The organism is Umezawaea tangerina, assembly GCF_003002815.1.
In the GTDB taxonomy this organism is placed as follows: domain Bacteria; phylum Actinomycetota; class Actinomycetes; order Mycobacteriales; family Pseudonocardiaceae; genus Umezawaea; species Umezawaea tangerina.
In genome coordinates this window covers 1182164-1207170 of sequence record NZ_PVTF01000001.1, presented here as the reverse complement: position 1 = coordinate 1207170, position 25007 = coordinate 1182164, and the positions used below count along the sequence as shown (strand labels likewise).

Sequence of the window (25007 nt, the reverse complement as noted above, 5' to 3'; positions counted from 1 at the left end):
CCGAAGCCAGACTCAGGCGACACTCCAAACCGGACAAACCCAGCACCGGGACACCGCACCAAGCTCCTGGCGGTGAGGGATGAGCGTGCATGGTGTCGGCCACGAACCGAGGCCGACACCCAAGGCACGAAGAACCGGACAAGAGACAAAGCAGGACCCAACGCACCACAAGACCAGAAGTCACCATCGAAAACGGGGCCACCTCGACCAAGATGACCCCGTACCCCCGTCAGTCCTCGTCCGGCGGGGTGACCTTCTTGATGTACAGCAGCCGGTCCCCCGACTCGATCGCGTCCGCCTCCGCCGCGTCCACCCGGAACAGCCTCCCGCCGCGCACGACGCCCAGCACGATGTCCGGCAGGTGTCGGGGTGATCCGCCGATCTCCGACGGTTCGACGTCGCGTTCCGCGATGGCCAATCCGGCGTCCGGGGTGAGCAGGTCTTCGACCATGTCGACCACGGACGGGGTGGAGGTGGCCATGCCGAGCAGGCGGCCCGCGGTCTCGCTGGACACGACGACGGAGTCCGCGCCGGACTGGCGGAGCAGGTGTTCGTTCTCGCGTTCGCGCACCGAGGCCACGATCTGGGCCTTGGGGGCGAGTTCGCGGGCGGTCAGGGTGACCAGCACGGCCGTGTCGTCGCGGTTCGCGGCCACGACGACGGCGCGCGCGTTGGGCACCCCGGCGACGCGGAGGACGTCGTTGCGCGTTCCCGAGCCGTGCACGGTGACCAGCCCGATGGACGACGCGGAGTCGAGGGACTCCTGGTTGGTGTCGACCACCACGATGTGGCTGGGCGGCACGTCGTCGCCGAGCAGTGCGCTGACCGCGGAACGGCCCTTGGTCCCGTACCCGACCACGACCACGTGGTTGCGCACCTTGGTCCTCCACTTCTGAATGCGAAAGGCCTGCCGAGAGCGCTCGGTGAGGACCTCGAGGGTCGTGCCGACCAGGACGATGAGGAACAGCACCCGCAGCGGGGTGATGACCAGGACGTTGACCAGGCGGGCGGAGGAGCTGGCGGGGGCGATGTCGCCGTAGCCGGTGGTCGAGAGGGAGACCGTGGCGTAGTAGACGGCGTCCAGGAAGGACAGGCCGTCGCCGTTGACGTCGCGGTAGCCGTCGCGGTCGAGGTAGACGATGAGCACGGCCACGAACAGGGCCGCGGTGGCGCCGACGACGCGCTTGATGATGGCGCGGGCCGGGCTTTCCGGGCGGTCGGGCATCCGGATGACGCCGACCAGGGAGTGGTCGGGCCGGTCGGTCAGCCGGTCGGCCGGGTTGAGCCGCCGAATCATGACAGCCTCTCGGGGAGTAGACGCCACAAGCGGGCGGCGGCTTCGGCGCCCCGTAGCAGCACGGGCAGGACCACGCGTTCGTTGGGCGCGTGGATCCGATCATCCGGCAAGGTCGCGCCGAAGTAGACGACGGGCACGCCGAGCCGGTCGTGCAGGACACCGGCGGGTCCGGAGCCGCCGGTGCGGCTGTACCGGACGGGCTGGTCGAACGAGGCGCTCATGGCCTCGTGCACGGCCAGCGTGGCCGGGTGGGTCACGTCGGCCGCGTACGCCGGCACGCCGTCGCCGCGCACCACCACCTCGGCCTCGACGCCCTCCGGGGTGTTCGCCGCGACGAACTCGCGGAGCGCGGCCATGACCTTCGCGGGTTGCTGGTCGGGCACGAGCCGAAAGGACAGCTTCACCGACGCGGACGCGGGCACGATCGTCTTCAGGCCCGGCCCGGTGTACCCGCCCTGGATCCCGTTGACCTCGGCGGTCGGCCGCACCCACACCCGTTCCAGGGTCGACCAGCCCGCCTCCCCGGTCCCGGCGCGCGCCCCGCCCGCGTTGGCGGAGAGCCACTCGGCCTCGTCGAACGGGAGCGCGGCGTAGTCGGCGCGCTCCAGCGGGGTCGGCTCGACCACGTCGGCGTAGAAGCCGGGCAGCAGGACCCGCCCGTCGGCGTCGTGCAGGGCCGCGACCAGCCGCGCGATGGCCGTCGCCGGGTTGGGCACGCCGCCACCGGCCCGGCCGGAGTGCACGTCGGAGGTGCCGCCGGTGAAGAACACCTCGGCGCCGAGCACCCCGCGCTGCCCGGTGTTCACGGTCGGCGCGTCGCGCGAGTACATCGGGGTGTCGGTGAACACGACGAGGTCGCACGCCAGGTCGTCCGCGTGCCGGTCCAGCAGCTCGCCGAGGTGCGGCGACCCGGACTCCTCCTCGCCCTCGACGAACAGCTTGAGCGTCACCGCCGGTGCCGTCGCGCCGGTGGCCCGCAGGTGCGCCTGGACGGCGAGCAGGTGCATCGCGACCTGCCCCTTGTCGTCGCTGGCGCCCCGGCCGAACAGCTCCTCGCCCACGACCACGCCCTCGAACGGCGGGTGCTCCCACTGCTCCAGCGGGTCGACCGGCTGCACGTCGTGGTGGGCGTAGACCAGGACGGTCGGCGCGGCCGGGTCCGCCGACGGCCAGCACGCGTGCACGGCGGGCAGCGCGGGCCCCTCGTCCCAGACCGCGACCTCCGGCCAGCCGTCCGCGCGCAGCGCGTCGGCGAGCCAGTGCGCCGATCCGGCCACGTCCCCGTGGTGCGCCGGGTCGGCCCCGATGGAGGGGATGGCGATCCATTCCCGCAGCCGGGTCAGGAAGTCGTCCGCGAGGGCGGCGACCGCCGCGCGCTCGGGATGTTCGGGATTCGCGGGATCAGCGGTCACGAGCGGGAAGAATAAACCCCCTGGGTGCGGCCCGAACCGGCTCGTGACAGTGTTGCCCCATGGCTTCCACTCGTTCCCGGTCCCGGTCGGCCCTCGCGCTGGCCGGGCTGCTCGGCGTGGCCGGTGTGACGCATTTCGCCAAGCCGCGGCCGTACGACTCGATCGTGCCCCGCGTGCTGCCCGGCGAGCCCCGCACCTGGACCTACGCGTCGGGTGTGGCGGAGATCGCGGTCGCGGCGGCGGTGGCCGTGCCGAGGACGCGCAGGCTCGGCGGACTGCTGGCGGCGGGCCTGTTCGCGGCGGTGTTCCCGGCCAACGTGAAGATGGCGATCGACTACCGGGACAGGGGACCGCGCGCGAAGGCGATCGCGTGGGGACGGCTGCCGGGCCAGATCCCGTTGATCATCTGGGCGCTGCGGGTACGCCGTTCGGCCGCATGAGACCACTGCCACTCGGCACCGCCGCGAGCGCCGTCGATGTGATCTGATCACGCTCAGCGGCCGGGTAGGCACCCAACGCCGGCGACCACTGTCCTTGACCCCGCAACGACCCATAGGATGCCCGAGTGCAACCGCTCCTCCACCAAGCCGCGTCGGCACTTGGTTGGCGCGGCATCGTCGTCCCCGACGTGGCCGTGCTCGGCCACCAGGTGTCCGCCGTAGTCCGGGTTCGCGACGACGTGCACGCGTGGCGGACCGCCAACGGCTGGCCTCCCCAGGCCGACCCGTCGTGGTTCCGGTCCTGGTTCGAGCCGACCGTCCACGACCAGCTCCCGGTGTCCGCGGTGGAGCTCGTCGGTGTCCTGGTGGGCGAGTCCACCGTGGACCGCGCGCTGCAGTCCTGCGGCACGCTCATGACGCTGGCGCCGTGCGCGGTGGTCCTCCCCGGACCGCAGGGCCGCGAGTCCTGGCCGCTGATCGAGCTCGACTACTACGGCATCGGTGTCGTGGCCGTCCAGGAGTCCGGTGTGGCCGAACTGCTGGTGCCGCCGGAGGACCGGTCGACCGAGTTCGGGCCGTCGCTGTTCGGCCGGTGGCTGCTGGAAGTGCTCTACGACCGGGTGCTCAAGGACGTCCCGGCCAGCTCCCGCGTCACCTCCTAGCCGTTCGGTCGGGCACCGAGCGGATGAGGGCCCTCAGGCCCTCCGCGTCCAGCAGGTCGGTCGGTCGCAGCGTGTGGTCGTGCTGCACGTAGTGGAACGCCGCCCGCACGCTCTGCACCTCGGCGCCCGCGAGCGCCGCCCAGGCCAGCCGGTAGGCCGCCAGCTGCACGGACAGCGCCGGGAGCTTGTCCGCGTCCGGCACCGCACCGGTCTTCCAGTCCACGACCGTCCAGCCGCCGTCCGGGTCCGCGAACACCGCGTCCATCCGGCCGCGCACGGACATCCCGTCGACCTCCGCCTCGAACGGCACCTCGACGTCGTGCGGCATCCGGTCGGCCCACTCGCTGGCCAGGAACGCCCGCTGGAGCCGTTCCAGCTCGGTGTCCGGGGCCGCGCCGTCGTCGGCGGCACCGGGCAGCTCGTCGAGGTCCAGCAGCCTGCTCGCGCCGAACCGCTTCTCCAGCCACGTGTGGAACGCGGTGCCGCGGCGGGCCATCGGGTTGGGCGGGAACGGCAGCGGGCGGCGCAGCCTGCGGGCCAGCTGGTCGGGGTCGGCGGCGAGCTCGACGAGCTGGCTGACCGACAGGTGCCCCGGCATGGTGACCTGCTCGCGCCGGTTCGCCGCCGCCGCGCGTTCGGCGAGCAGCACGTCCACGTCTCGCGACCAGCCCTCGGGGTCGAGGTCGTCCTCGTCCTCCGGGGGCACCTCCTCGTCGACAAGCGACTCCACGGCCTGCCCCACGACCGGCTCCACCAGCGGTTCGGCGACCGGCTCGACCACCGGCTCCGGGACCGGCTCGATGACGGAGGCGGGCTCGTCCCACTCGTCCTCCGGCGGCTCCTCCAGCCCAGCCAGGTCGTCGTGCGGTTCCGGCTCGTCCTCCGGCGGCTCGTAGTCCGGTTCGTCCTCGGGCGGCTCCACCAGCCCCGCCAAGTCCTCGGGCAGCTCCTCGGGGACCTCGACGGGCCGGGCCGACGCCCGCGCCCGCAGGTCCAGCGCGGCCAGCACCATCTCCGCGCCGTCGACGACCGCCTGCCGCCGCCTCCCCAGCGGGTCGGCGGGCCACTGGGCCGTCTTGACCTCGCTGGACAGCGGGTTGGCCTCGTCGTCGGTCGGCGGGCCCGACCACGTGACGATCTCGCCGGGCGGGTCCTCGGCGGTCTTGAACAGCTCGTGGATCTCGACCAGGAACGGCGACGGGCCCTTCACCTTCTCGCCCGTCTCGCCCCACCAGTGCCCGGAGACCAGCAGGCTGTGCTCGGACCTGGTCAGCGCCACGTAGAGCAGCCGCCGCTCCTCGATCAGCCGCCGCTCCTCGAACTCCTCGGCGTGCAGGTCGAGCGCGACCTCGACCTCCTTGCGGTCGCTGCCCCGCGGGATCCGCAGCGTCGGCAGGTCGGCGGCGTCGCCGCGCAGGTCGGCGGGCAGCTCGGCGACGGCCTTGAGCCAGCACGACGTCTTGCGGCGGCCGGGGAACACGTCCTTCACGACGTGCGGCACGGCGACGATGTGCCACTCCAGGCCCTTGGCGGAGTGCATGGTCAGGATCTGCACCCGGTTCTCGGCGACCTCGACCTCGCCGGGCTCCAGGCCGTCCTCGGCGTGCTCGGCGGTGTAGAGGTAGTCCAGCAGCGACGGCAGCGTCGCGGACGGGCTCGCGGCGGCGAAGTCCGAGACGACGTCGGCGAACGCGTCCAGGTGCGCGCGGCCGACCCCGCCGGGCCTGGCCATCGACTCGATGTCCAGCAGCAGCGTCCGCTCGACGTCGGCGACCAGCTCCGACAGCGGCTGGTCCAGCCTGCGCCGCAACGCCGCCAGCTCGCCGCCGAGCCTGCGGATCCGCCGGTAGCCCTCGGGCGAGTACGCCGCCGGGTCACCGGGGTCGTCCAAGGCGTCGGCCAGCCCGGCCTGTTCGGCGTGCTCGCCCGGCAGCGCGTCCGCCAGCACCGACAGCGGGTCGTCCACCACGGACTGGCGGCTCGGCGCGCCCGCCAGCTCGCGGGCCCGCTGCCACAGGGCGGCGAGGTCGAACGCCGCCACCCGCCACCGGGACCCGGTCAGCAGCCGGGCCGCGGCCGTGCCCGCCAGCGGGTTCACCAGCACGCGCAGCGCGGACGTCAGGTCGCGCACCTCGGGCTCGTCCAGCAGGCCGCCGAGCCCGACGACCTCGACCGGCAGCCCGCGTTCGCGCAGCGCGGCCGCGATGGCCCCCATGTCCGCCCGGCGGCGCACCAGCACCGCGGCCGTGGGCGGGGTGTCGTTCTCGTCCAGGTGCTCCTGCCACTGCCGCGCGACGGAGTCGGCCAGCCAGTCCAGCTCCTGGCGCACGTCCGGCAGCAGCGCCAGCCGCACGTCACCGGGCCCGGCGCCGTCGCGCGCCCGCAGTTCGTCGACCTCCAGGCCGGCGTCGCGCAGCGGCCCGGACACGGCGTTGGCCAGGGTCAGCACCTCGGGCGGGTTGCGGAAGCTGGTCAGCAGCCCGTACCGGGTGGCCGGTCTGCCCTCCGGGCCGGGGAAGTCCGTGGTGAACCGGGGCAGGTTCGCCGCGCTCGCCCCGCGCCACCCGTAGATGGCCTGCGCCGGGTCGCCGACCGAGGTGACCGGCATCGGCTCGCCCCGCCCGAACAGCGACCGCAGCAGCACGCGCTGCGCGTGCCCGGTGTCCTGGTACTCGTCGAGCAGCACCGCCCCGTACCGCTCGCGCTCGCCCTGCGCGACCTCCGGGTGCTCGCTGGCGAGCCGGGCGGCGAGGCTCATCTGGTCGGCGAAGTCCATCGCCGCCTCACGCCGCTTGCGCTGCTGGTAGGCCTCCAGCAGGGGCAGCAGGTTCACCCGCAGGCGTTGCGCCGCGATGATGTCGCGCAGCTTCTCCGGCAGGCCGTCCTTCTGCCGCTTGGTCTTCGGCGCGTTCTCGATGACCGCGACCAGCCGGTCGGCGTGCTCCCGCAGCGCCTCCGGCCTCACCAGGTGCTCCCCCAGCTCGCCTGCGAGCGCCAGCAGGTACCCGGTGACGGTCGCGGGGATCTTGTCGGTGTCCAGGTCCTCGGTCCACGTCGACACCACCCGGTGCGCGAGCTGCCACGACGACGTCTCGGTCAGCAGCCGCACGCCCGGTTCGACCGGCAGCCGCAGCCCGTGCTCGGTCACCAGCCTGCCCGCGTACGCGTGGTAGGTCAGCACGACCGGCTCGGCCGTCAGCACCGCCGCCCGCCGCTCGCCGCTGGGGTCCAGCTCGTCGAGCAGCCCCGACCCGGCGAGCCTGCGCAGCCGCAGCCGGATGCGCTCGGCGAGCTGCCGGGCGGCCTTGCGGGTGAACGTCAGCCCGAGCACCTGGTCCGGGGTCACGATGCCGTTCGCGACCAGCCACACCACGCGGGCGGCCATCGTCTCGGTCTTGCCCGCGCCCGCGCCCGCCACGACCAGCGCGGGCTCGATCGGCGCCGCCACGACCGCCGCCTGCTCGGCCGTCGGCTTGGGCAGCCCCAGCGCGGTGGCGACCTCGAACGGGCTGGCGAAGCTCATGCCAGAACCCGGCGGTCGACGTCCACGGACGTCACTGTCCCACCTGTCTGCCCGACGAGTGCACCGGGCAGGTCGTGCGCGCGGGGCAGCGGTCGCAGTCGGAGTTCTCCCGTGCCTGGTAGCGCGGGCCGACGCTGGAGCCGGCGGCGTCCTGCACGGCCTCCAGCCAGACGCGGACGCCCTGCTCGTCGAGCGGGGCCTGGGCCCGTTCGACGGCTCCGGTCTTCTTGTCCTCCTTCGCCACGTACAGCAGCCGGGCGCCGCCCGGCTCGGTGGCGAGGCCGAGGTGGGTGAAGCCGCCGAGCGCGGTCGCGAGCTGGTAGACGGCGAGCTGCGGGTGGGCCTCGGCGTCGTCGCGCGACACGGGCTGCTTGCCGGTCTTGAGGTCCACCACGACGGGGCGGCCGTCGGCGTCGGTCTCCAGCCGGTCCACCCGGCCGCGGACCTTCAGCGACGGGCCGCCCTCCAGCTTGGGGACGTCGACGAGCATCTCCTCCTCGACGGCGACCTGGGTGAGCTGCCCGCGGCTGCCGACCAGCCAGTCCAGGAACGTGTCGAGCATCTTCTCGACCCGGATGCGCTCGCGCCGGGAGAACCAGGGCGCGCCCGCGTCGACGGCCGTCCACGCCTCGTCCAGCCTGACCCGCAGCTCCTTCTCGTCCGCGCCGCTGGCCGCGGCCTGCGCCAGCGCGTGCACGAGCGTGCCGGTGACCGAGGCCAGCTCGGCCGGGTCCTGGCCGCCGTGGCGTTCGACGACCCAGCGCAGCGGGCACTTGGCGAGCACCTCGATGGTCGACGGGGACACGCTGACCGTGTGCTCCTCGGTCCACAGCGGGACGCCCGTGGACACCTCCGGCAGGCCGTACCAGGAGTCCGGGTGCGCGCCGGGCACACCGGCCTCGGCGAGCCGGGCCAGCTGCACGGCGGCGCGCTGCCGCCGGTCCGGTTCGGTGTCGTCGTCGCACAGCACCCGGCGCAGCTCGCCGACCAGCTCGGCCAGCACGAGCCCGCGTTCGGGGGTGAACGTCGGCCGCTCCACGGCGTCCGTGGTCAGGTCGTCCAGCTCGTCCAGGAACCGCGAGGGCTGCTCGTCCTCGCCGCGCACCGCGCTCACCATCAGCGTCCGGCGGGCCCGGCTGGCCGCGACCAGCAGCAGCCTGCGCTCCTCGGCCAGCAGCGGCGCCACCGCGGACACCTTGTCCGCCGGGTCCATCCCGCCGACCAGGTCGACCATCCGCTCGACGCCGAGCAGCGACCCGCGCAGCCTCAGGTCCGGCCAGCTGCCCTCCTGCACGCCGGGGATCGCCACGACCGTCCACTCGCGACCGGCGGCGGCGTGCGCGGTCAGCACCGCGACGGCCTCGCCGACCGGGGCGGACGCGGCCAGCGAGTCGCCCGCGATCCGTTGCGCCGCAAGGTAGTCCGCGAAGCCCTCCACGGTGGAGCCGGGCAGCCGGTCGACGTACTTCGCGGCCGCCTCGAACAGGCCGACGACGGCGTCCAGGTCCCGGTCGGCCTGCATGCCGACCGTGCCGCGCCGCGACGACTGGTTCACCCAGCGGTTCTCCAGCCCGCAGCCCTGCCACAGGTTCCACAGCACGACCTCGACGCTGCGCGCGGCCGCGATGTCCTTGCGGGCACCGCTGATCAGGTTCGCGACCCGGCGCGCGGGCATCGCCTCGGCGTCCTCCAGCGCGGCCAGCCGGTCGTTCGACTCGATCACCTCGACCAGCAGCTGCCCGCTGGGCCGGTCGCCGCCCGCGGCCATCTCCAGCCTGCGCAGACCGCGCCGCAACCGGCGCAGCGCCAACGGGTCCGCGCCGCCCAGCGCGGACGACAGCAGCATCGCCGCCGTGTCCTCGTCCAGGCTGCCCGGCACCGCGGCGCAGCGCAGCACGGCCAGCAGCGGCCGCACGGCGGGCTGCTGGGCCAGCGGCAGCTCGTCCCCCGGCACCGCCACCGGCACCCCGGCCGCGAGCAGCGCCCGTTGCAGCACCGGCAGCGCCCTGGTCGCCGACCGCGCGATCACCGCCATCTCCGACCAGGGCACCTCGTCGATGAGGTGCGCGCGGCGCAGCTGGTCGGCGACCCAGCTCGCCTCCTGCGCGGCCGACGCCAGCAGCCGCACCTGCACGGTGCCCTCACCACCCGCGCCCAGCACCTCGCGGGCGGGCGAGTGCCCCGGCAGCCGGGCCGCGAGCCCGTGCACGGCCGCGCGCACCTCCGGCGTCATCCGGTGGCCCTGGCTCAGCACGACCGTGGCCCGCTCGTGCGGGTCGGCCTCCGCCAGCAGCGCGGGATCGGCGCCGCGGAAGGAGAAGATCGCCTGGTCCGGGTCACCCGCGAGCAGGAACTCCTCCGCCGTCGAGCCGATCCGCTCCAGCAGCGCGTACTGCTGCGGGTCGAGGTGCTGGGCGTCGTCGACGAACAGGTGCCGCACCCGCCGCCGTTCGGCCTCCAGCAGCTCCGGGTCCTCGTCGAACGCCAGCAGCGCGCTGTCGACCAGCTCGGCGGCGTCCAGCGCGGGCGCCATCGACGGCGAGGAGTCGCCGCCCATCAGCAGCAGCACCTCCTCGTACTGCCGCCCGAACAGCCCCGCCGCCACCCACTCCTCCCGCCCCTGCTGGCGCCCCAGCTCGACCAGGTCCTCCGGCCCCAGCCCCCGCTCGGTCGCCCGCAGCAGCAAGTCCCTCAGCTCCGCCGTGAACCCCGGCAGCCCGATCGCGGGCCGCAACCGCTCCGGCCAGTTCCACGCCCCGTCCTCCACGTCACCGGCCAGCAGCTCCCGCACCAGCGCGTCCTGCTCCGGCCCGGACAGCAGCCGCGGCGGCGGGTCCCCCGCCAGCACCGCCCGCGCGCGCAGCACCGCGAACGCGTACGAGTGCACCGTGCGCACCAGCGGCTCGCGCACCGTGCGCAACACCGCCTCACCCGACTCGGCCTCACGGGTCAGCAACCGGGTCACCCGCGCCCGCATCGCCTCCGCCGCCTGCCGGTTCGCCGTCAGCACCAGCACGCTCTCCGGATCCGCCCCACCCCGCAGCACCCGCTCAGCCGCCACCTCGGCCAACAACGTGGTCTTCCCCGTCCCCGGCCCACCCAACACCCGCAGGAACCCCGCCCCGTGCCCGAACACCCGCCGAGCCGACTCGTCCCACTGCGGACGGGGCCGGTCCTCCGGCGACCGGCGCACCAGCAGGGGTGAGGAGTTGGAAACCACGGGTGTGATGGAACCACGTTGCACCGACAAGACGAGGGAGCACCCGCCGGGTGGCCCAGCGTCGCCCCCACCTCACTCCCGGTGACAAAGAAGAAGGAAAAGGACGGAGAAAGCCCGAACACCCCACAACCACCGGACCAGCGACGACAGAAACCCCCGAAGATCTTGACACCCACAGTGGTCTAGGCCATTTTGATCCCACACACCCCGTCTCCTCCGGTGGCCGGGCAGTGACCCCGACCCCGCCCGGTCACCGGAGTTCCAACTGCCAGACTTGTCCCGTGGACGAGCTGCTGCACGAGATGATCCGCGACACCATCAGAAAAATCCCCGCCGGCCGCGTAGCCACCTACGGCGACATAGCCGACCTCTCCCACGCCCCCACCGCAAAACTGGTCGGCCACCTCCTCAACACCGACCACACCTCCCTCCCCTGGCACCGAGTCCTCCGCGCCAACGGCACCTGCGCCCCCCACATCGCCGAAGAACAACTACGCCTGCTCGAAGAAGAAGGCGTCCCCTCCACCAACGGCAAAATCAACCTCCACACCTACCGCTGGGAAGAAGCAGTAAAACCCCAAGAAGAAGACAACACCCCCACCCTCTTCTAACGGGACGCCTCTAGGCCCAACGCACAACGAGCACCCCACACACATTGGGCGCAGCCCGCCAGCGCGCATCCGGCGCGAAGCGCCTGGGGCCTTGTCCGACGCGCAGCGAGGATGCTTGAGTCGGCGAAGCCGATGCTGGCGAAGCCAGACTTCCCCTCTGCCCCCGATCCACAGCGCCCTCCTGCCCGATCTTCGTTGTCAAGATGGCTTTATCGTCTTGACAACGAAGATCGGGCATTGAGACAATCGCGCGCCGGGGGCCGGGCTTCCCAGGGGTGGGAGGGTCGAGAGCCAGACTCGCGGGGTGGGACGGCCGGGAGCCGGACTTCACCAAAGGTAGGGCCTCCGAAACAAGACTCCGCCACAGGCGAGAAGACCAAACTTCACCACAGACAAAAAACCCAAAACAAAACCCACACACACACACACACACACACCAACAAAACCCACACCCTCAAGCCACCTGCAAAAAACACCGAGCCTCGTAATACCTCAACAGCACCGCCTCCACCACCCGCGAATGCGCCCCTATAGGCCCCGCCACCACATCCGCCCCCACCCCTTCCAACCTCCCCTGGAACACCCCCGGCGCCAACAACCACGACGCCACCGCCACCCTCCGCCCCAACGCCTTCAACCCCGCCACCACGTCCCCCACCGACGGCGCAGCGGTGGCCACGTACCCCACCTCGGCCCCCAACGCCCTCCCCACCGTCTCCACGTCCCCCAACGCCCTCGCGTCCGACGACCCCGCGGCACCCAGCACCACCGCGTCCCCCGGCCGCCACCCCGCCTCCTTCAGCCTCTCCCGCAGCACCGGCACCAACGCCGCCCCGATCGGCTCCGTGACCACCACGTCCGGATGTCCGCTGGCGACCACCTGCCCCGGCACGTCCACCCTCACGTGGTACCCGGCCGCCAAAAAGGCCGGCACCACCACCGCACCACCCGCGATCCCCCGCAGGACCGAGGCCACGTCCGGCCCCCGCACGTCCGCGTAGGCGACCTCGACCCCCACGTCCCCCAACCGCGCCCGCACCAGCGCCGCGATCTCCTCCACCACTTCCGCCCCGCGCGGATCCCGCGTCCCGTGGGCCACCAGCACCAGCGTCACACCGCCACCCCCGACGGTTCCATCGCCATCCGGTACCCGCGCTTCACCACGGTGCACACCAGCCGCGGTTCGCCCAGCGCCGTCCGCAGCCGCCCGATCGCCGTCTCCACCGCGTGCTCCTCACCGCCGCCGGGCAGCACGGCCAGCAGTTCCTTGCGCGACACCACCCGTCCCCGCGCGTCCACCAGCGCGCGCAGCACCGCCATCGGGGCGGGTGCGACCGGTCGGAGCTCGCCGTCCACCACGACCGCCTGTCCGCGCACCTCGACCTCCCGCGCGGCGATCCTCAGCCGCACCGCGCGTTCGGGCAGCACCAGCGCCAGCTCCCGCGCCATGGCCCCGATCCGGGACCGCGCGGGCTGCACGACCGGGACGCCCATCTCGACCAGCGGACCGGCCGTGATCGACCCGACGCCCACCACCAGCACGTCCCGCCGCAGCATCGCCAGCAGCGCGGAGAGCCGGTCGGTGTCGCGGGCCACCCGCAGCACGCTCGCGGCCGCCGGCGCGCTGGTGAACATCAGCGCGTCCACCTGCCGGGCCAGCACCGCGTCCAGCAGCCGGTGCAGCGGCGCGGGGTCGACCGGCAGGGTCCAGCGGTAGACCGGGACCTCGACGACCTCCGCCCCGGCCTCGAGCAGCGTGCGGACGAAGTGCGGCAGCGGTTCCCCGTGCAGCTGCACGGCGATCCGCCGACCCTCCACACCGGACCGCAGCAGGTACTCCAGCAGCTCGGCGTTGCTCTCCGAGTCGGGCGACCACGCCTCGGTCAGCCCGGCGGCGCGCACCGCGCCCTTCGCCTTGGGGCCGCGGGAGAGCACCTTCGTGCGGCCGAGGCAGTCGAGCAGCCGCGCGCCGAGCCCCCACCCCTCGGCGGCCTCGACCCAGCCGCGGAACCCGATGCCGGTGGTCGCGACCACGACGTCGACCGGCTCGGTCACCAGCCGCCGGGTCGCGGCGAGCAGCTCGGTGTCGTCGGACAGCGGCACGATCCGGATCGCGGGCGCCTGGAGCACGGTCGCGCCCTTGCGCTCCAGCAGCGCCGACAGCTCGTCGGCACGACGGGCGGCCGTGACGCCGACGGTGTACCCGGCCAGCGGGGCGACGTCCAGGGAGATCACGGACACCTCACCTGGACGACGTCGTCGAGCACCCGGACCTCGTGGACCGCGATCGACACGGCCGGGTCGTCCAGGCAGGCGCCGGTGGTGAGGTCGAACGCCTGCTTGTAGATCGGCGACGCCACCACGGCCACCCCGCCCCGGTCGCCGACGATCCCGCGCGACAGCACCGCGGCCCCGCTGAACGGGTCGATGTTGTCGACGGCGTGCAGCGCCCCGTCGAAGGTGCGGAACAGGGCCACCTGCGACGCGTCGGGCAGGAGCACGGCGACCCCGGCCTCGGGCTGGAGCGCGGACAGCGCGCAGACCGATGTCCACGTCAGTTCGACCACTGCGGTCATCTGGCAGCCACCTCCGGTAGGCCCAGCGGCACCGGGACCCGCTGCCCGCGCTCCTCCCGGAAGGAGATCGTCGGGTCGGGGGTGCCCGGTGCGTTGACGAACGAGCTGAAGCGGGACAGCTTCTCGGGGTCGTCGAGCACGCCGCGCCACTCGTCGGCGTAGCTCTCGACGTGCACGGCCATCGCGGCCTCCAGGTCGGCGCAGATGCCGAGGCTGTCGTCGACGATGACGGAGCGCAGGCGCTCGAGGCCGCCGTCCATGGCCTCGATCCACGAAGCCGTGCGCTGCAACCGGTCCGCGGTGCGCACGTAGAACATCAGGAACCGGTCGACGACCCGGACCAGCGTCTCGGTGTCCACATCGGACACCAGGAGCTCGGCGTGCCGGGGCGTGAAGCCGCCGTTGCCGCCGACGTAGAGGTTCCAGCCGTTCTCGGTGGCGATGATGCCGAAGTCCTTGCCGCGGGCCTCGGCGCACTCGCGGGCACAGCCGGACACCGCAGACTTGATCTTGTGCGGGGCGCGCAGGCCCCGGTAGCGCAGCTCCAGCTCGATGGCCAGGCCGACCGAGTCCTGCACGCCGAAGCGGCACCACGTGGTGCCCACGCAGGACTTCACCGTGCGCAGCGCCTTGCCGTAGGCGTGCCCGGACTCGAACCCGGCGTCCACCAGGCGCCTCCAGATCCGCGGGAGCTGGTCGACGGTCGCGCCGAACAGGTCGATCCGCTGCCCGCCGGTGATCTTGGTGTACAGGCCGTAGTCCCTGGCGACCTCGCCGATGACGATCAGCTTCTCCGGGGTGATCTCGCCGCCGGGGATGCGCGGGACGACCGAGTACGTGCCGTTGCGCTGGATGTTGGCCAGGAACCGGTCGTTGGTGTCCTGCAACGTCGCCTGCTCGCCGTCGAGCACGTGGCCGGTGTCCAGCGACGCCAGGATCGACGCCACGGCGGGCTTGCAGATGTCGCAGCCGCGACCGCGGCCGTGCTTGGCGATGAGCGCGCTGAACGTGGTCACACCGGTGGAGCGGACGATCTCGAACAGGTCCGCGCGCGAGTGGTCGAAGTGCTCGCACAGCGCGCGGGACTGCTCGACCCCGCACTCCGCGAGGAGCTTCTTCAGCATCGGCACGCACGACCCGCAGCCCGTCCCGGCCTTGGTGCACGCCTTGATGCCCGGCACGTCCGCGCACTCGCCCGCGTGGATCGCGTCGGTGATGTCCTGCTTGGTGACCGCGTGGCACGAGCAGACCTGCGCGTCGGCGGGCAGCGCCAGCTCGACGCCGCCGCCGGAGGGCGCGATCAGCTGCACCGGGTCGCCGGGGATGTCGCGGCCGACCAGCGGGCGCAGCGACGGGTACGCCGCCGCGTCGCCGACCAGCACACCGCCCAGCAGCGTCTTCGCGTCGTCGGACACGACGACCTTCGCGTACGTGCCCGCGACGGCGTCGTTGACCACGACCTCCAGCGCGCCCTCGGTGGTCGCGTGCGCGTCGCCGAAGCTGGCCACGTCCACACCGAGGAGCTTGAGCTTGGTGGACAGGTCGGCGCCGGGGAACACCGCGCCACCACCGAGGAGGCGGTCCGCGACGACCTCGGCCATCGAGTAGCCGGGACCGACGAGCCCGTAGACCATCCCGCCCAGCGCGGCGCACTCGCCGATCGCGTACACGTCCGCGTCGGCGGTGCGGCAGGCGTCGTCCACCACGACGCCGCCGCGCGCGCCGACCTCGAGACCGGACCGGCGGGCCAGGTCGTCGCGCGGCCGGATGCCCGCGGAGAACACGACCACGTCCAGGTCGAGCTCGAGCCCGTTGGACAGCCTGGCGAACAGCCGCTCGCCGTCGCGTTCGATCGACGACGCCGACGTTCCGGTGTGGACGGTCAGGTCCAGCTTCTCCACCAGCCGCTTGAGCAGGGCGGCACCGCCCTCGTCGACCTGCAGCGGCATCAGCCGCGGGCCGAGCTCGACCACGTGCGGCGACAACCCCATGCCGCGCAACGCGTTCGCGGCCTCCAGGCCGAGCAGCCCGCCGCCGAGCACCATGCCCGCCCGCCTGCCGACACCCCGCGCCGCCGCCACGGTGGCGCGGATGCCGTCCAGGTCTTCGATGGTGCGGTAGACGTGGCAGCCGGGCAGGTCGCGGCCGGGCACCGGTGGCACGAACGGGAACGAGCCCGTCGCGAGCACCAGCGCGTCGTAGTGCTGCTCGACCCCGGAGGCCGTGGTCACGGTCTTGCGCACCCGGTCGACCTCGGTGACCGGGTCGCCGAGGCGCAGCTCCACCTCGGGGCCGTGCGGTGCGAGCGCCAGGTCGTCGGGCACCCAGCTGTCCACGTAGGACGACAGCGCGACCCGGTCGTAGGCGGGCCGGTTCTCCTCGGCGAACACGACGACCCGCCACCGGCCGGTGGTGTCCCGGTCGCGCAGTGCCTGGACCAGGCGGTGTCCGACCATCCCGTGGCCGACCACGACGAGCGTTCGCGCCATGTGAACCAGTCCTCCCTCCGCCCGGCCCATGCTCACCGGGAACCGTGTCGTACCAGGTGCCCGCGTGTTTCACGGGCGTTAACGCGGGCTCACACCGCACGTCAGGGCGTGTGCGTCAGACCCCCGCGTGGGCGAGGCTGGGCACCCGCGCGAACACCCGGCTGCGCAGGTAGAACCACCACGTGGTCGCCACGCACAGGCCGTAGAACACGAGGATCGCGATCAGCGCCGGGGTGAGCGTGCCGCCGCCCTCCAGGGAGAACTTGAAGACCAGGTTCACCAGCACGCCGCCGAGCGCGCCGATCGCGCCCGCGATGCCGACCACCGCGGCCGCCTGCCGCTTGGCCGACGTGGTGTCCTCGTGCTGGGTGGCGAAGATCGCCGGGATCATCCGGTAGGTCGACCCGTTCCCGACGCCCGCCAGCACGAACAGCGCCATGAAGGAGCAGAAGAACAGCGGGAAGTTCCGGGTGTCCACGCTGACCATCACACCGACCGAGCCCAGTGCCAGGCCGAGGAACGTCCACAGCGTGATCCGGGCGCCGCCGAACCGGTCCGACAGCCAGCCGCCCAGCGGCCGGGCGACCGACCCGATCAGCGCGCCGAGGAACGCCAGCGCCACGAACCCCTTGTAGTCCACGAAACTGATCTTGATCAGCGACGGGAAGGCGAACGAGAACCCGATGAACGAGCCGAACGTCCCGATGTAGAGGAACGACATGACCCACGTGTGCTTGTTGGCCAGCGCGCGCTGGTAGGACACGCCGTCGGGCTTGGCCTGGGTGAGGCTGTCCATGAAGAACCACGCGCACGCGGTGGCCAGCACGATGAACGGCATCCAGATCAGCGCCGAGTAGACCAGGTTGATCCCGGTGCCGATGGTGATCACGACCGGCACGACCAGCTGCGTCACCGCGACGCCGAGGTTGCCGCCCGCCGCGTTCAGCCCGAGCGCCAGCCCCTTCTTGCCCTCGGGGTAGAAGAACGAGATGTTCGCCATCGACGAGGAGAAGTTCCCGCCGCCCAACCCGGTCGCGGCCGCGGTGAGGAGGAAGAACCAGTACGGCGTCCCGTCGTTGAGCACGGCGAACGCCAGCATCGTGCACGGGATCAGCAGCAGCCCCGCGCTGAACGTCGTCCACGCCCGCCCGCCGAACCGGGGCACCGCGAACGTGTACGGGACGCGCAGCGCGGCACCGACCAGGTTGGGCACGATGAGCAGCCAGAACGTCTGGCCGACGCTGAAGGAGTAGCCCACCGAGCCGAGGCTGACGACCACGATGCTCATCAGCACCCAGACGCTGAAGCCCAGGTTCTCCGCGAGGATCGAGAACCCGAGGTTCTTGCGGGCGATCCGCTTGCCACCGCCCTCCCAGAACTCCGGGTCCTCCGGTTCCCACCGGTCGATCCACCGACCGCCACGGGGCGCGGTGTCGGTTACCACGGTCTCCACGGCTGAGCTCATGCGCTGACCTCCTGGAACGGTTGGGACGAACGTAGGAAGGGCCCGTTACCCCGGTGTGCGGGCGCGTGTCGGCGACGGCAACTCCGCCGCACTCGTGGGATTTCGGGCTGTGAGGTGTCCGATCGGGGGACTCGCGGGTCAGGCGGTGTTGTTGAGCCAGTCGAGCAGGCCGCAGACGGTGTCCTTGCACCCGCCGCAGCCCGTCGTCGCACGAGTGGCTGCGGTCAAGGCGGCCACGGTGGAAGCACCACCGCGGTAAGCCGTGACGAGCTGGCCCTTGCTCACGGTGTTGCACTTGCAGATCACCGCCGCGGCGGGCAGGTCCGCCGGGCTGCTCGCCACCTCCGGTGTCAGCGCGCGACCGAGCAGCAGCGCGAGGCGGTCGGTCGGTGCCCGCAGGCCGCGGTCGAACAGGTGCGCGATCGCGGCGGCGGCGTCCGGTGCGCCGATGAGGATCGCGCCGACGACGAGGTCGTCGCGCAGCACCAGTTTCGCGTACCGGCCGCGCACCGGGTCCTGGAAGGACAGGACCTCGTGGTCCGGGCTGTCCAGGTCGACGTGCACGTCGCCGAGCGCGGCCAGGTCGACGTCGCGGGCCTTCAGCCTGGTCACCACGGCCGTGCCGCGGTAGCGGGCGGCGGGTGCGACGCCAGTCAACCGGTCGGCGAGCACGGCGGCCTGCTCCCACGCGGGCTGCACCAGCCCGGACACCGTGCCCGCGTGCCGGGCGCAGTCGCCGATGGCGTGCACGCGGGGGTCGTTGGTGCGCAAGGCGTCGTCGACGAGGATGCCGCGGTCGACGGTGATGCCCGCCCGCTCGGCGACCTCGGTGGCGGCCTGGACCCCGGCCGACACGACCACCAGCTCGGCGGGCACGCGGCTGCCGTCGTCCAGCACGAGCCCGTCGCCCGGCAGGTACTTCGCGGCCGACGTGCCGAGCCGGAACTCGATGCCGAACTCCCCGAGCACGCGGGCCAGCACCCGGCCCGCGCCCACGTCCAGCTGCCGGTTCATCAGGTGTCCCAACGGGTGCACGACCGTCACCAGGCAGCCGCGCCCGGCCAGGCCGCGGGCGGCCTCCAGGCCGAGCAGCCCGCCGCCCAGCACCGCGACCGGGGTGCCGGGGCGGGCCGCGGCGACGATCCGCTCGCAGTCCTCCAGCGTCCGGAACGGCACGACGCCGGGCGCGAGGGCGCCGTCCGGGTCCTGGAGCCCTTCGGTGGGCGGGATCCACGGCCGCGCGCCGGTGGCCAGCACCAGCGCGTCGTAGGGGATCTCGTCGCCGTCGGCCAGCACGACCCGGCGGGCCCGGTCGACGCCGGTGACCTCCACCCCCAGCCGCAGGTCGACGCCGTGCCGCGCCGCCCAGTCGGATCCGTGCAGCCGCACGGAGTCAGGGGTCATCGACCCGGCGACCACGCTCGACAGCAGCACCCGGTTGTAGGCCGCGTGCTCCTCCTCGCCCAGCACGGTCAGCCGCACGCCCGAGTCGCGCCGCAGCACCTCGTCGGCGAACCTGGCTCCCGCCATGCCGTACCCGACCACCACGACGCGTCTCACACGGGCTCCACTCGGACGGCGCACACCTTGAACTCGGGCATCCGGCTGGTCGGGTCCAGCACCGGGTTGGTCAGCAGGTTCGCCCGCCCCGCGCCACCGAAGTGGAACGGCAGGAACAGCAGGTCGATCCGGATCGAGGCCGTGCACCGGATCCTGGCCTCCATCCGGCCGCGCCGGGAGACCACCGCGGCCAGGTCGCCGTCCGCCAGACCGGCCCGTTCGGCGGTGTCCGGGTGCACCTCGACGAAGGCCTCCGGGACGGCGGCCAGCAGCTCGGGCACGTTCCGCGTCTGCGCGCCGGACTGGTAGTGCTGGAGCACCCGGCCGGTGGTGAGCTGCAACGGGTACTCGGCGTCGGGCGGCTCGGCCGGGCCGCGGTGGTCGACGGGGTGGAAGCGCGCCAGCCCGTCGGGGTGGGCGAACCGGTCCAGGAACACCCGCGGTGAGCTGCCGTCGCGGATCACCGGCCAGTACAGGGCTTCTCCGCTGGCCAACCGGTCGTAGGTGGCGCCGGAGTAGTCGGCCGCGCCGCCCTCGGACGCGCGGCGGAGCTCGGTGAACACCTCCTCGGGCTCGACCGGGAACCGCCCGGCGGGCTGCCCGAGCCGGATCGCCAGTCCCCGCAGCACGTCCAGGTCGCTCCGCACCCCCTCCGGTGGCACGACGGCCCGCCGCCGCAGCAGGATCCGGCCTTCGAGGTTGGTCATCGTGCCCTCCTCCTCGGCCCACTGGGTCACCGGGAAGACCACGTCGGCGAGCGCGGCCGTCTCGGACAGCACGAGGTCGGCCACCACCAGCAGGTCCAGGTCCGCCAACCGGTCGGCGACGTGGTCGGAGCGCGGCGCGGACACCACGACGTTGCTGCCGAACACCAGCAGCGCCTTGGGACCGGTGGGCGTGCCGAGCGCGTCGAGCAGCTCGTAGGCCGACCGGCCGGGGCCGGGCAACGAGTCCGGGTCGACCCCCCACACGCCGCCGACGTGCGCGCGGGCCGCCGGGTCGTCGATCTTGCGGTAGCCGGGCAGCTGGTCGGCCTTCTGGCCGTGCTCCCGGCCGCCCTGGCCGTTGCCCTGCCCGGTCAGGCAGCCGTAGCCGGATCCGCGGGTGCCCGGCAGCCCGAGGGCGAGCGCCAGGTTGATCCACGCCGACACCGCGTCCGACCCGCTGGAGTGCTGCTCGGTGCCGCGACCGGTGAGGACGTAGGCGTTGTCGGCCTCCGCGAGCAGCCGCACGGCCGCGCGCTGGTCGGCCACCGACACCCCGGTGACCCGCTCGACCCGTTCCGGCCACCAGCCCGCGGCGACCAGCCACGCCTGCTCGAACCCGGTCGTGCGCTGGGCCAGGTAGTCCTTGTCCAGGTACCCGTCGGCGACGACCACGTGCAGCAACCCCAGTGCCAGGGCCAGATCCGTGCCCGGCGCGGGTTGCAGGTGCAGCGTCGCCAGCTCGGCGGTGGCCGTGCGGCGGGGGTCGACCACGACGAGGTCCGCGCCGCGCAGGTGCTGGACGAACGGCGGCATCGTCTCGGCCGGGTTGGACCCCACCAGCAGGATCGCGCCCGCGCCACCCAGGTCCTCCACCGGGAACGGCATCCCCCGGTCGAGCCCGAACGCCCGCATCCCGCCCGCCGCGGCGCTCGACATGCAGAACCGGCCGTTGTAGTCGACCTGGGAGGTGGCCAGCGCGACCCGCGCGAACTTCCCCAGCGCGTAGGCCTTCTCGTTGGTCAGCCCGCCACCGCCGAACACGCCGACCGCGTCCGGCCCGTGCTCGGCCCGCAGCTCGCGCAGCCGCCCGGCCACCAGGTCCAGCGCCTCGTCCCACGACGCGGGCTCCAGCACCCCGCACCGGCGGACCAGCGGCGTCGTCAGCCTCGCGGGCGAGGTCAGCAGCTCGGCGGACGTCCAGCCCTTCTGGCACAGGCCGCCGCGGTTGGTCGGGAACTCCCGCGGCGACACCCCGCCGTCCGTCAACGTCATGGCGCATTGCAGGGCGCAGTACGGACAGTGCGTATCGGTCACCGGACCGACGCTAGGAACGACCCGTTAACAACGGAAGACCGCGTGTTTCGGGAAGACGAACTTGCCTGCTCCACACGGGTGGAACAGCGGTGAGGCGTCGGAGGCTAGAGGACCTCGGTGACCACGTGGACCGCCCGGTCCAGCCCGCCCAGCGACTGGCGGCTGGACTTGGGGTGCAGGGCGTGCACGGCGAGCCGGAACAGCGTGGCGCGCAGCAGCACCTGCGGCCAGTCGCCCAGGTGCGCCCACCGCTCCACGATGCCCTTGTCGGCCCCGCCCCAGGCCAGCGCGTCGACCACCACCACGGCCGCGGCCCACTGCGGGGGCCGCCAGTAGGCCGTGAAGTCGATGATCGCGGGCGGCAGCGTGCCGGAGAACAGGACGTTGCCGAACAGGTCGCCGTGCACGACCTGCGGCTTGGCCGCCACGGGCTTGCGCGACACCGCCAGCACCTCGAACATCCGCCCGCCGAGGTCGACGTCCAGGTCGGCCTTCTCCTCGCCCCACGCGCACCGGTCCGCGGTCGCGAACAGGTCCGTGCGCGCGCTCAGGAACCTCGGCTTGGGCAGCTCGGCGGTCGCCTGGTGCAGCCGTTCGGCCACCGCCACGACCTCGTCGTGCCGCGGCTCGGCCCGACCGGACAGGAACTTCGTCGCCGCCCACCCGCCGACCACGTAGCGCCCGTCGGTCGAGCGCAGCGGGCGCCCGATGCGCAGGTTCGGCACCATCAGCCCGTCGAGCGTCTTGGCCACCCAGGTCGCCTCGGCCGGGTTGCCCGCGGGCCGGATGGCCGCCTCGCCGCACCGCCACACCGGACCGCCGTCGATCAACTCCGGCTCGGCGTCACGTGCGCCGAAAGCCGCACGGACGTGCGAAGGAGGCGGCTCCAGAGTGGGGGTCACGGTCCGGCACGCTACCTGCCCCCACCGTCCAGGTGGTGGAGGCGGGCCCCCGAAACCCGGCCCCTCGACCGGCCGCCGGGGGAATGCCTACCGTCGAGTACCCCTAGCGGGTGAAGAACACCGCGAGGGCGACCAACCCGAACCCCATCACCGCGCACCACATCACGACCGCCATCGGCGAGAGCCCGTCGACCTCCCGCGCCCTCGCGCGCACGTCCAGGCGGTCGTTGAAACGTTCGAGGGGGTAGATCGTCCAGTTCGCCAGCCGGTCGAGCAGCCGTTCGTACCTCGACCGGACCGATGCCCGCATCGACGCGAATCCCGGTGCCACACCAGGACCGTAACCCCCGCGACACGCCGGGCGGCGCGGAGCAGGGCGGAGGGTCCGAATGGCCCAACCACCCGACGTGCGAAGGCCACCCCCGGTGTTCTCCAGGGGTGGCCTTCGGCGTCTTCGCGGGTCTAGTAGGTCGGCAGGCTCGGGTCCACCTCGCGGGCCCACGCCAGCACGCCGCCGCCGACGTGCACGGCGTCGGAGAACCCGGCCTTGTGCAGCGCCGCCAGCGCCTCCGCCGAGCGCGCCCCGGACTTGCAGTGCAGCACGATCTGCTTGTCCTGCGGCAGCTCCGCGAAGGCCTCGCCGGACAGGATCCGGTCCTTCGGGATCAGCACCGAGCCGGGGATCCTCACGATCTCGTACTCGTGCGGCTCGCGGACGTCGACCAGCAGGAAGTCGTCACCGGCCTCCTGCTTGTGCCGCAGCTCCAGCGGGGTGATCGTGTTGCCGGCCGCCGCCTCCTGGGCGTCGGTGGACACGACGCCGCAGAACGCGTCGTAGTCGATCAGCTCGGTGATCTTCGGGCTCTCCGGGTCCTTCCGGATCTTGATGGTCCGGTAGGTCATGTCGAGCGCGTCGTAGACCATGAGCCGACCCAGCAGCGGGTCGCCGATGCCGGTGAGCAGCTTGATCGCCTCGGTCACCATGATCGACCCGATGGACGCGCACAGCACGCCCAGCACGCCGCCCTCGGCGCACGACGGGACCATGCCGGGCGGCGGCGGCTCGGGGTAGAGGTCGCGGTAGTTCAGGCCCTGGCCGCCGGGGGCGTCGTCCCAGAAGACGCTGACCTGGCCCTCGAACCGGAAGATCGAGCCCCACACGTAGGGCTTGCCCAGCAGCACCGCCGCGTCGTTGACCAGGTACCTGGTGGCGAAGTTGTCCGTGCCGTCCAGGATCAGGTCGTAGTCGCGGAAGATGTCGAGCGCGTTCTCCGAGTTCAGGTGCACCTGGTGCAGGTTGACCTTCACGAACGGGTTGATCTCGGCGATCGAGTCGCGCGCGGACTCGGCCTTCGGCTTGCCCACGTCGGACTGGCCGTGGATGACCTGGCGCTGCAGGTTCGACTCGTCGACGGTGTCGAAGTCGACCACGCCCAACGTGCCGACCCCGGCCGCGGCCAGGTAGAGCAGAGCGGGACTGCCAAGGCCACCCGCGCCGACGACCAGCACCTTCGCGTTCTTGAGGCGCTTCTGCCCGTCCACCCCGACGTCCGGGATGATCAGGTGCCGGCTGTACCGCGCGACTTCTTCCTTGGTCAGCTCCGCTGCGGGCTCCACGAGCGGCGGAAGCGCCATCTGTCCTCCTCGACGAAACATGTCCTCGTAAATCGGACAACACCAGACTGCCTGCTCGTCTTCCCGCGTGGGAAGTCGTCCCAACCGGTGGACGCCGCTACTTGGGGGCCACGGGGAAGGCGTTCGTCGTGCAGGTCTTGCCGTCGGCGGGCACGACGCCCTTGTTGCTGGCGTCGACCTCGTTGAGCTGCGCGACGTAGTCGTTGGAGACGCCGAACGTCTGCTGCATCATCACCGGGGCCGGGGCGTTGTTCTCCTGGCACGCCTCGTGGCCGTGGCCGAGCGCGTGGCCCACCTCGTGGTTCACCGCGTACTGGCGGTAGGACGAGATGTCGTTGCTGAACGCCTTGGCGCCGCGCAGCCAGCGGGCGGTGTTGATGACGACGCGCTTGGTCGGCGGGTCCCAGCAGGACGACTCGTACTGGATCTGGAAGCCGCAGATCTGGTGCGTGGTACCGGTGGTGGTGAGGCTGATCACGAAGTCGGCCTTGGTGTTGCCGTCGACGCGCTGCATGCCGACCTCGCCGGTGCCGACCCAGCTGCGGTTGTCCGCCAGGAACGACTGGACCGTCCGCGCGAACGCGTCCTTGTCGCCGCCGTAGTCGCCGCCCTCGACGCCGTCCTCGATGGCGATGGCGTACTTGTAGATCCGGCCCGAGCCGACGGGGTCGGACGTGCCGGGGATGACCTGCCACGTGCCCGCGCCGTTCTCGGAGAACTTGGGGCCGTCGGGCAGTTCCGCGGTCGGGATGTTGAGGTCCAGCTTCGGCGGCGGCCTCTCGGACGCGGCGGGCGGCGTGGTGAGGTTCGTGGACGTCTGGTCGGCGCGCGGCTCGGTGCCGGAGCTGTCGCCGCCGTTGCCCGCCGCACCGATCTGGAACGACGCGGGCACCGTGCTGTCCAGCACCACCAGCAGGGTCAGCACCAGCAGCACCGGGACCGCGTAGATGCGCCAGCCGTAGTTCGAGACCAGGCCCGCGACCCCCGTGCGGCGCCTGCGCGGCCGGTACTCCTCGACCTCGGTCGGGTCCGGTTCCCACGAGGCCGCCAGCGGCTCGGCGGACGTCCGGCGCGCACCGCGCCGGTAGCGCTCCTCGGACGGCTGTGCGGCAGACGGCCGAACCCCCGCGGAGGGTTGGCGGCGGCCGGAACCGCCACGGCCTTCCTCTGTCGTCCGGTTCACCGCGTCAGGGT

General features: G+C 72.8%; 18 protein-coding genes. 3 read left to right on the top strand and 15 right to left on the bottom strand.

Translation table 11 applies throughout. From position 1 onward, the window contains the following. Positions 1–229: 229 nt before the first annotated feature. The gene (locus CLV43_RS05755; protein WP_106185817.1) at positions 230–1297 is read right to left on the bottom strand and encodes a potassium channel family protein; all 1068 of its coding nucleotides are present in this window, start codon (positions 1295–1297) and stop codon (positions 230–232) included. Beyond that, the gene (locus CLV43_RS05750) at positions 1294–2709 is read right to left on the bottom strand and encodes a M20/M25/M40 family metallo-hydrolase (protein ID WP_106185816.1); all 1416 of its coding nucleotides are present in this window, start codon (positions 2707–2709) and stop codon (positions 1294–1296) included. Before CLV43_RS05750 ends, CLV43_RS05755 begins: the two co-directional genes overlap by 4 nt. Before the next feature lie 59 nt (positions 2710–2768). Between CLV43_RS05750 and CLV43_RS05745 the strand changes: the two genes are divergently transcribed. After that, on the top strand, positions 2769–3149 hold the full coding sequence (locus tag CLV43_RS05745; protein ID WP_106185815.1) for a DoxX family protein: 381 nt from the start codon (positions 2769–2771) through the stop codon (positions 3147–3149). A 125-nt stretch (positions 3150–3274) separates the two neighbouring features. Continuing rightward, positions 3275–3811 (top strand): hypothetical protein, encoded by a 537-nt coding sequence (locus tag CLV43_RS05740; RefSeq protein ID WP_106185814.1) that lies wholly within the window; start codon positions 3275–3277, stop codon positions 3809–3811. Here the strand turns inward: CLV43_RS05740 and CLV43_RS05735 are convergent. Together CLV43_RS05735 and CLV43_RS05730 are read right to left on the bottom strand one after the other, a co-directional pair. Next, the gene (locus CLV43_RS05735) at positions 3801–7334 is read right to left on the bottom strand and encodes an ATP-dependent helicase (RefSeq protein ID WP_106185813.1); all 3534 of its coding nucleotides are present in this window, start codon (positions 7332–7334) and stop codon (positions 3801–3803) included. The two genes, CLV43_RS05740 and CLV43_RS05735, sit on opposite strands and share 11 nt — an antisense overlap. 31 nt (positions 7335–7365) lie before the next feature. Further along, entirely contained in the window at positions 7366–10554 is a 3189-nt protein-coding gene (locus tag CLV43_RS05730; protein ID WP_106185812.1) for an ATP-dependent helicase, read from the bottom strand. A 281-nt stretch (positions 10555–10835) separates the two neighbouring features. Between CLV43_RS05730 and CLV43_RS05725 the strand changes: the two genes are divergently transcribed. Continuing rightward, the gene (locus tag CLV43_RS05725; protein ID WP_106185811.1) at positions 10836–11165 is read left to right on the top strand and encodes an MGMT family protein; all 330 of its coding nucleotides are present in this window, start codon (positions 10836–10838) and stop codon (positions 11163–11165) included. 454 nt (positions 11166–11619) lie between these two features. On the opposite strand, the gene CLV43_RS05720 is transcribed toward CLV43_RS05725, so the two are convergent. The 11 genes from CLV43_RS05720 to CLV43_RS05670 all read right to left on the bottom strand — a co-directional run bounded on the left by CLV43_RS05720 (position 11620) and on the right by CLV43_RS05670 (position 24996). Further along, positions 11620–12279, bottom strand: a complete 660-nt coding sequence (locus CLV43_RS05720) for a sirohydrochlorin chelatase (protein ID WP_106185810.1) — start codon at positions 12277–12279, stop codon at positions 11620–11622. After that, positions 12276–13400, bottom strand: a complete 1125-nt coding sequence (locus tag CLV43_RS05715; RefSeq protein ID WP_106186064.1) for a uroporphyrinogen-III synthase — start codon at positions 13398–13400, stop codon at positions 12276–12278. Before CLV43_RS05715 ends, CLV43_RS05720 begins: the two co-directional genes overlap by 4 nt. Further along, entirely contained in the window at positions 13397–13741 is a 345-nt protein-coding gene (nirD, locus tag CLV43_RS05710) for a nitrite reductase small subunit NirD (RefSeq protein WP_106185809.1), read from the bottom strand. Before nirD ends, CLV43_RS05715 begins: the two co-directional genes overlap by 4 nt. Further along, complete coding sequence (gene nirB / locus CLV43_RS05705; RefSeq protein ID WP_106185808.1) at positions 13738–16230, bottom strand: nitrite reductase large subunit NirB; 2493 nt, start codon at positions 16228–16230, stop codon at positions 13738–13740. Before nirB ends, nirD begins: the two co-directional genes overlap by 4 nt. Before the next feature lie 115 nt (positions 16231–16345). Beyond that, a complete protein-coding gene (locus CLV43_RS05700) occupies positions 16346–17695 on the bottom strand; it encodes an MFS transporter (protein ID WP_106185807.1) in 1350 nt (449 codons plus the stop codon). Between the two features lie 138 nt (positions 17696–17833). Next, positions 17834–19255 carry an FAD-dependent oxidoreductase gene (locus CLV43_RS05695; protein WP_106185806.1) on the bottom strand — a complete coding sequence of 474 codons (1422 nt, stop codon included), beginning with the start codon at positions 19253–19255 and terminating at the stop codon, positions 17834–17836. Next, positions 19252–21234: a molybdopterin oxidoreductase family protein gene (locus CLV43_RS05690; RefSeq protein ID WP_106185805.1), complete on the bottom strand. Its 1983-nt coding sequence runs from the start codon at positions 21232–21234 to the stop codon at positions 19252–19254. Before CLV43_RS05690 ends, CLV43_RS05695 begins: the two co-directional genes overlap by 4 nt. Before the next feature lie 146 nt (positions 21235–21380). Continuing rightward, positions 21381–22178: a TIGR02569 family protein gene (locus CLV43_RS05685; protein ID WP_106185804.1), complete on the bottom strand. Its 798-nt coding sequence runs from the start codon at positions 22176–22178 to the stop codon at positions 21381–21383. A gap of 103 nt (positions 22179–22281) precedes the next feature. Then, the gene (locus tag CLV43_RS05680) at positions 22282–22509 is read right to left on the bottom strand and encodes a hypothetical protein (protein ID WP_106185803.1); all 228 of its coding nucleotides are present in this window, start codon (positions 22507–22509) and stop codon (positions 22282–22284) included. A gap of 131 nt (positions 22510–22640) precedes the next feature. Continuing rightward, the gene (gene moeZ / locus CLV43_RS05675; protein ID WP_106185802.1) at positions 22641–23813 is read right to left on the bottom strand and encodes an adenylyltransferase/sulfurtransferase MoeZ; all 1173 of its coding nucleotides are present in this window, start codon (positions 23811–23813) and stop codon (positions 22641–22643) included. 97 nt (positions 23814–23910) lie between these two features. Continuing rightward, positions 23911–24996 carry a DUF3152 domain-containing protein gene (locus CLV43_RS05670; protein ID WP_106186063.1) on the bottom strand — a complete coding sequence of 362 codons (1086 nt, stop codon included), beginning with the start codon at positions 24994–24996 and terminating at the stop codon, positions 23911–23913. Positions 24997–25007: the final 11 nt, after the last annotated feature.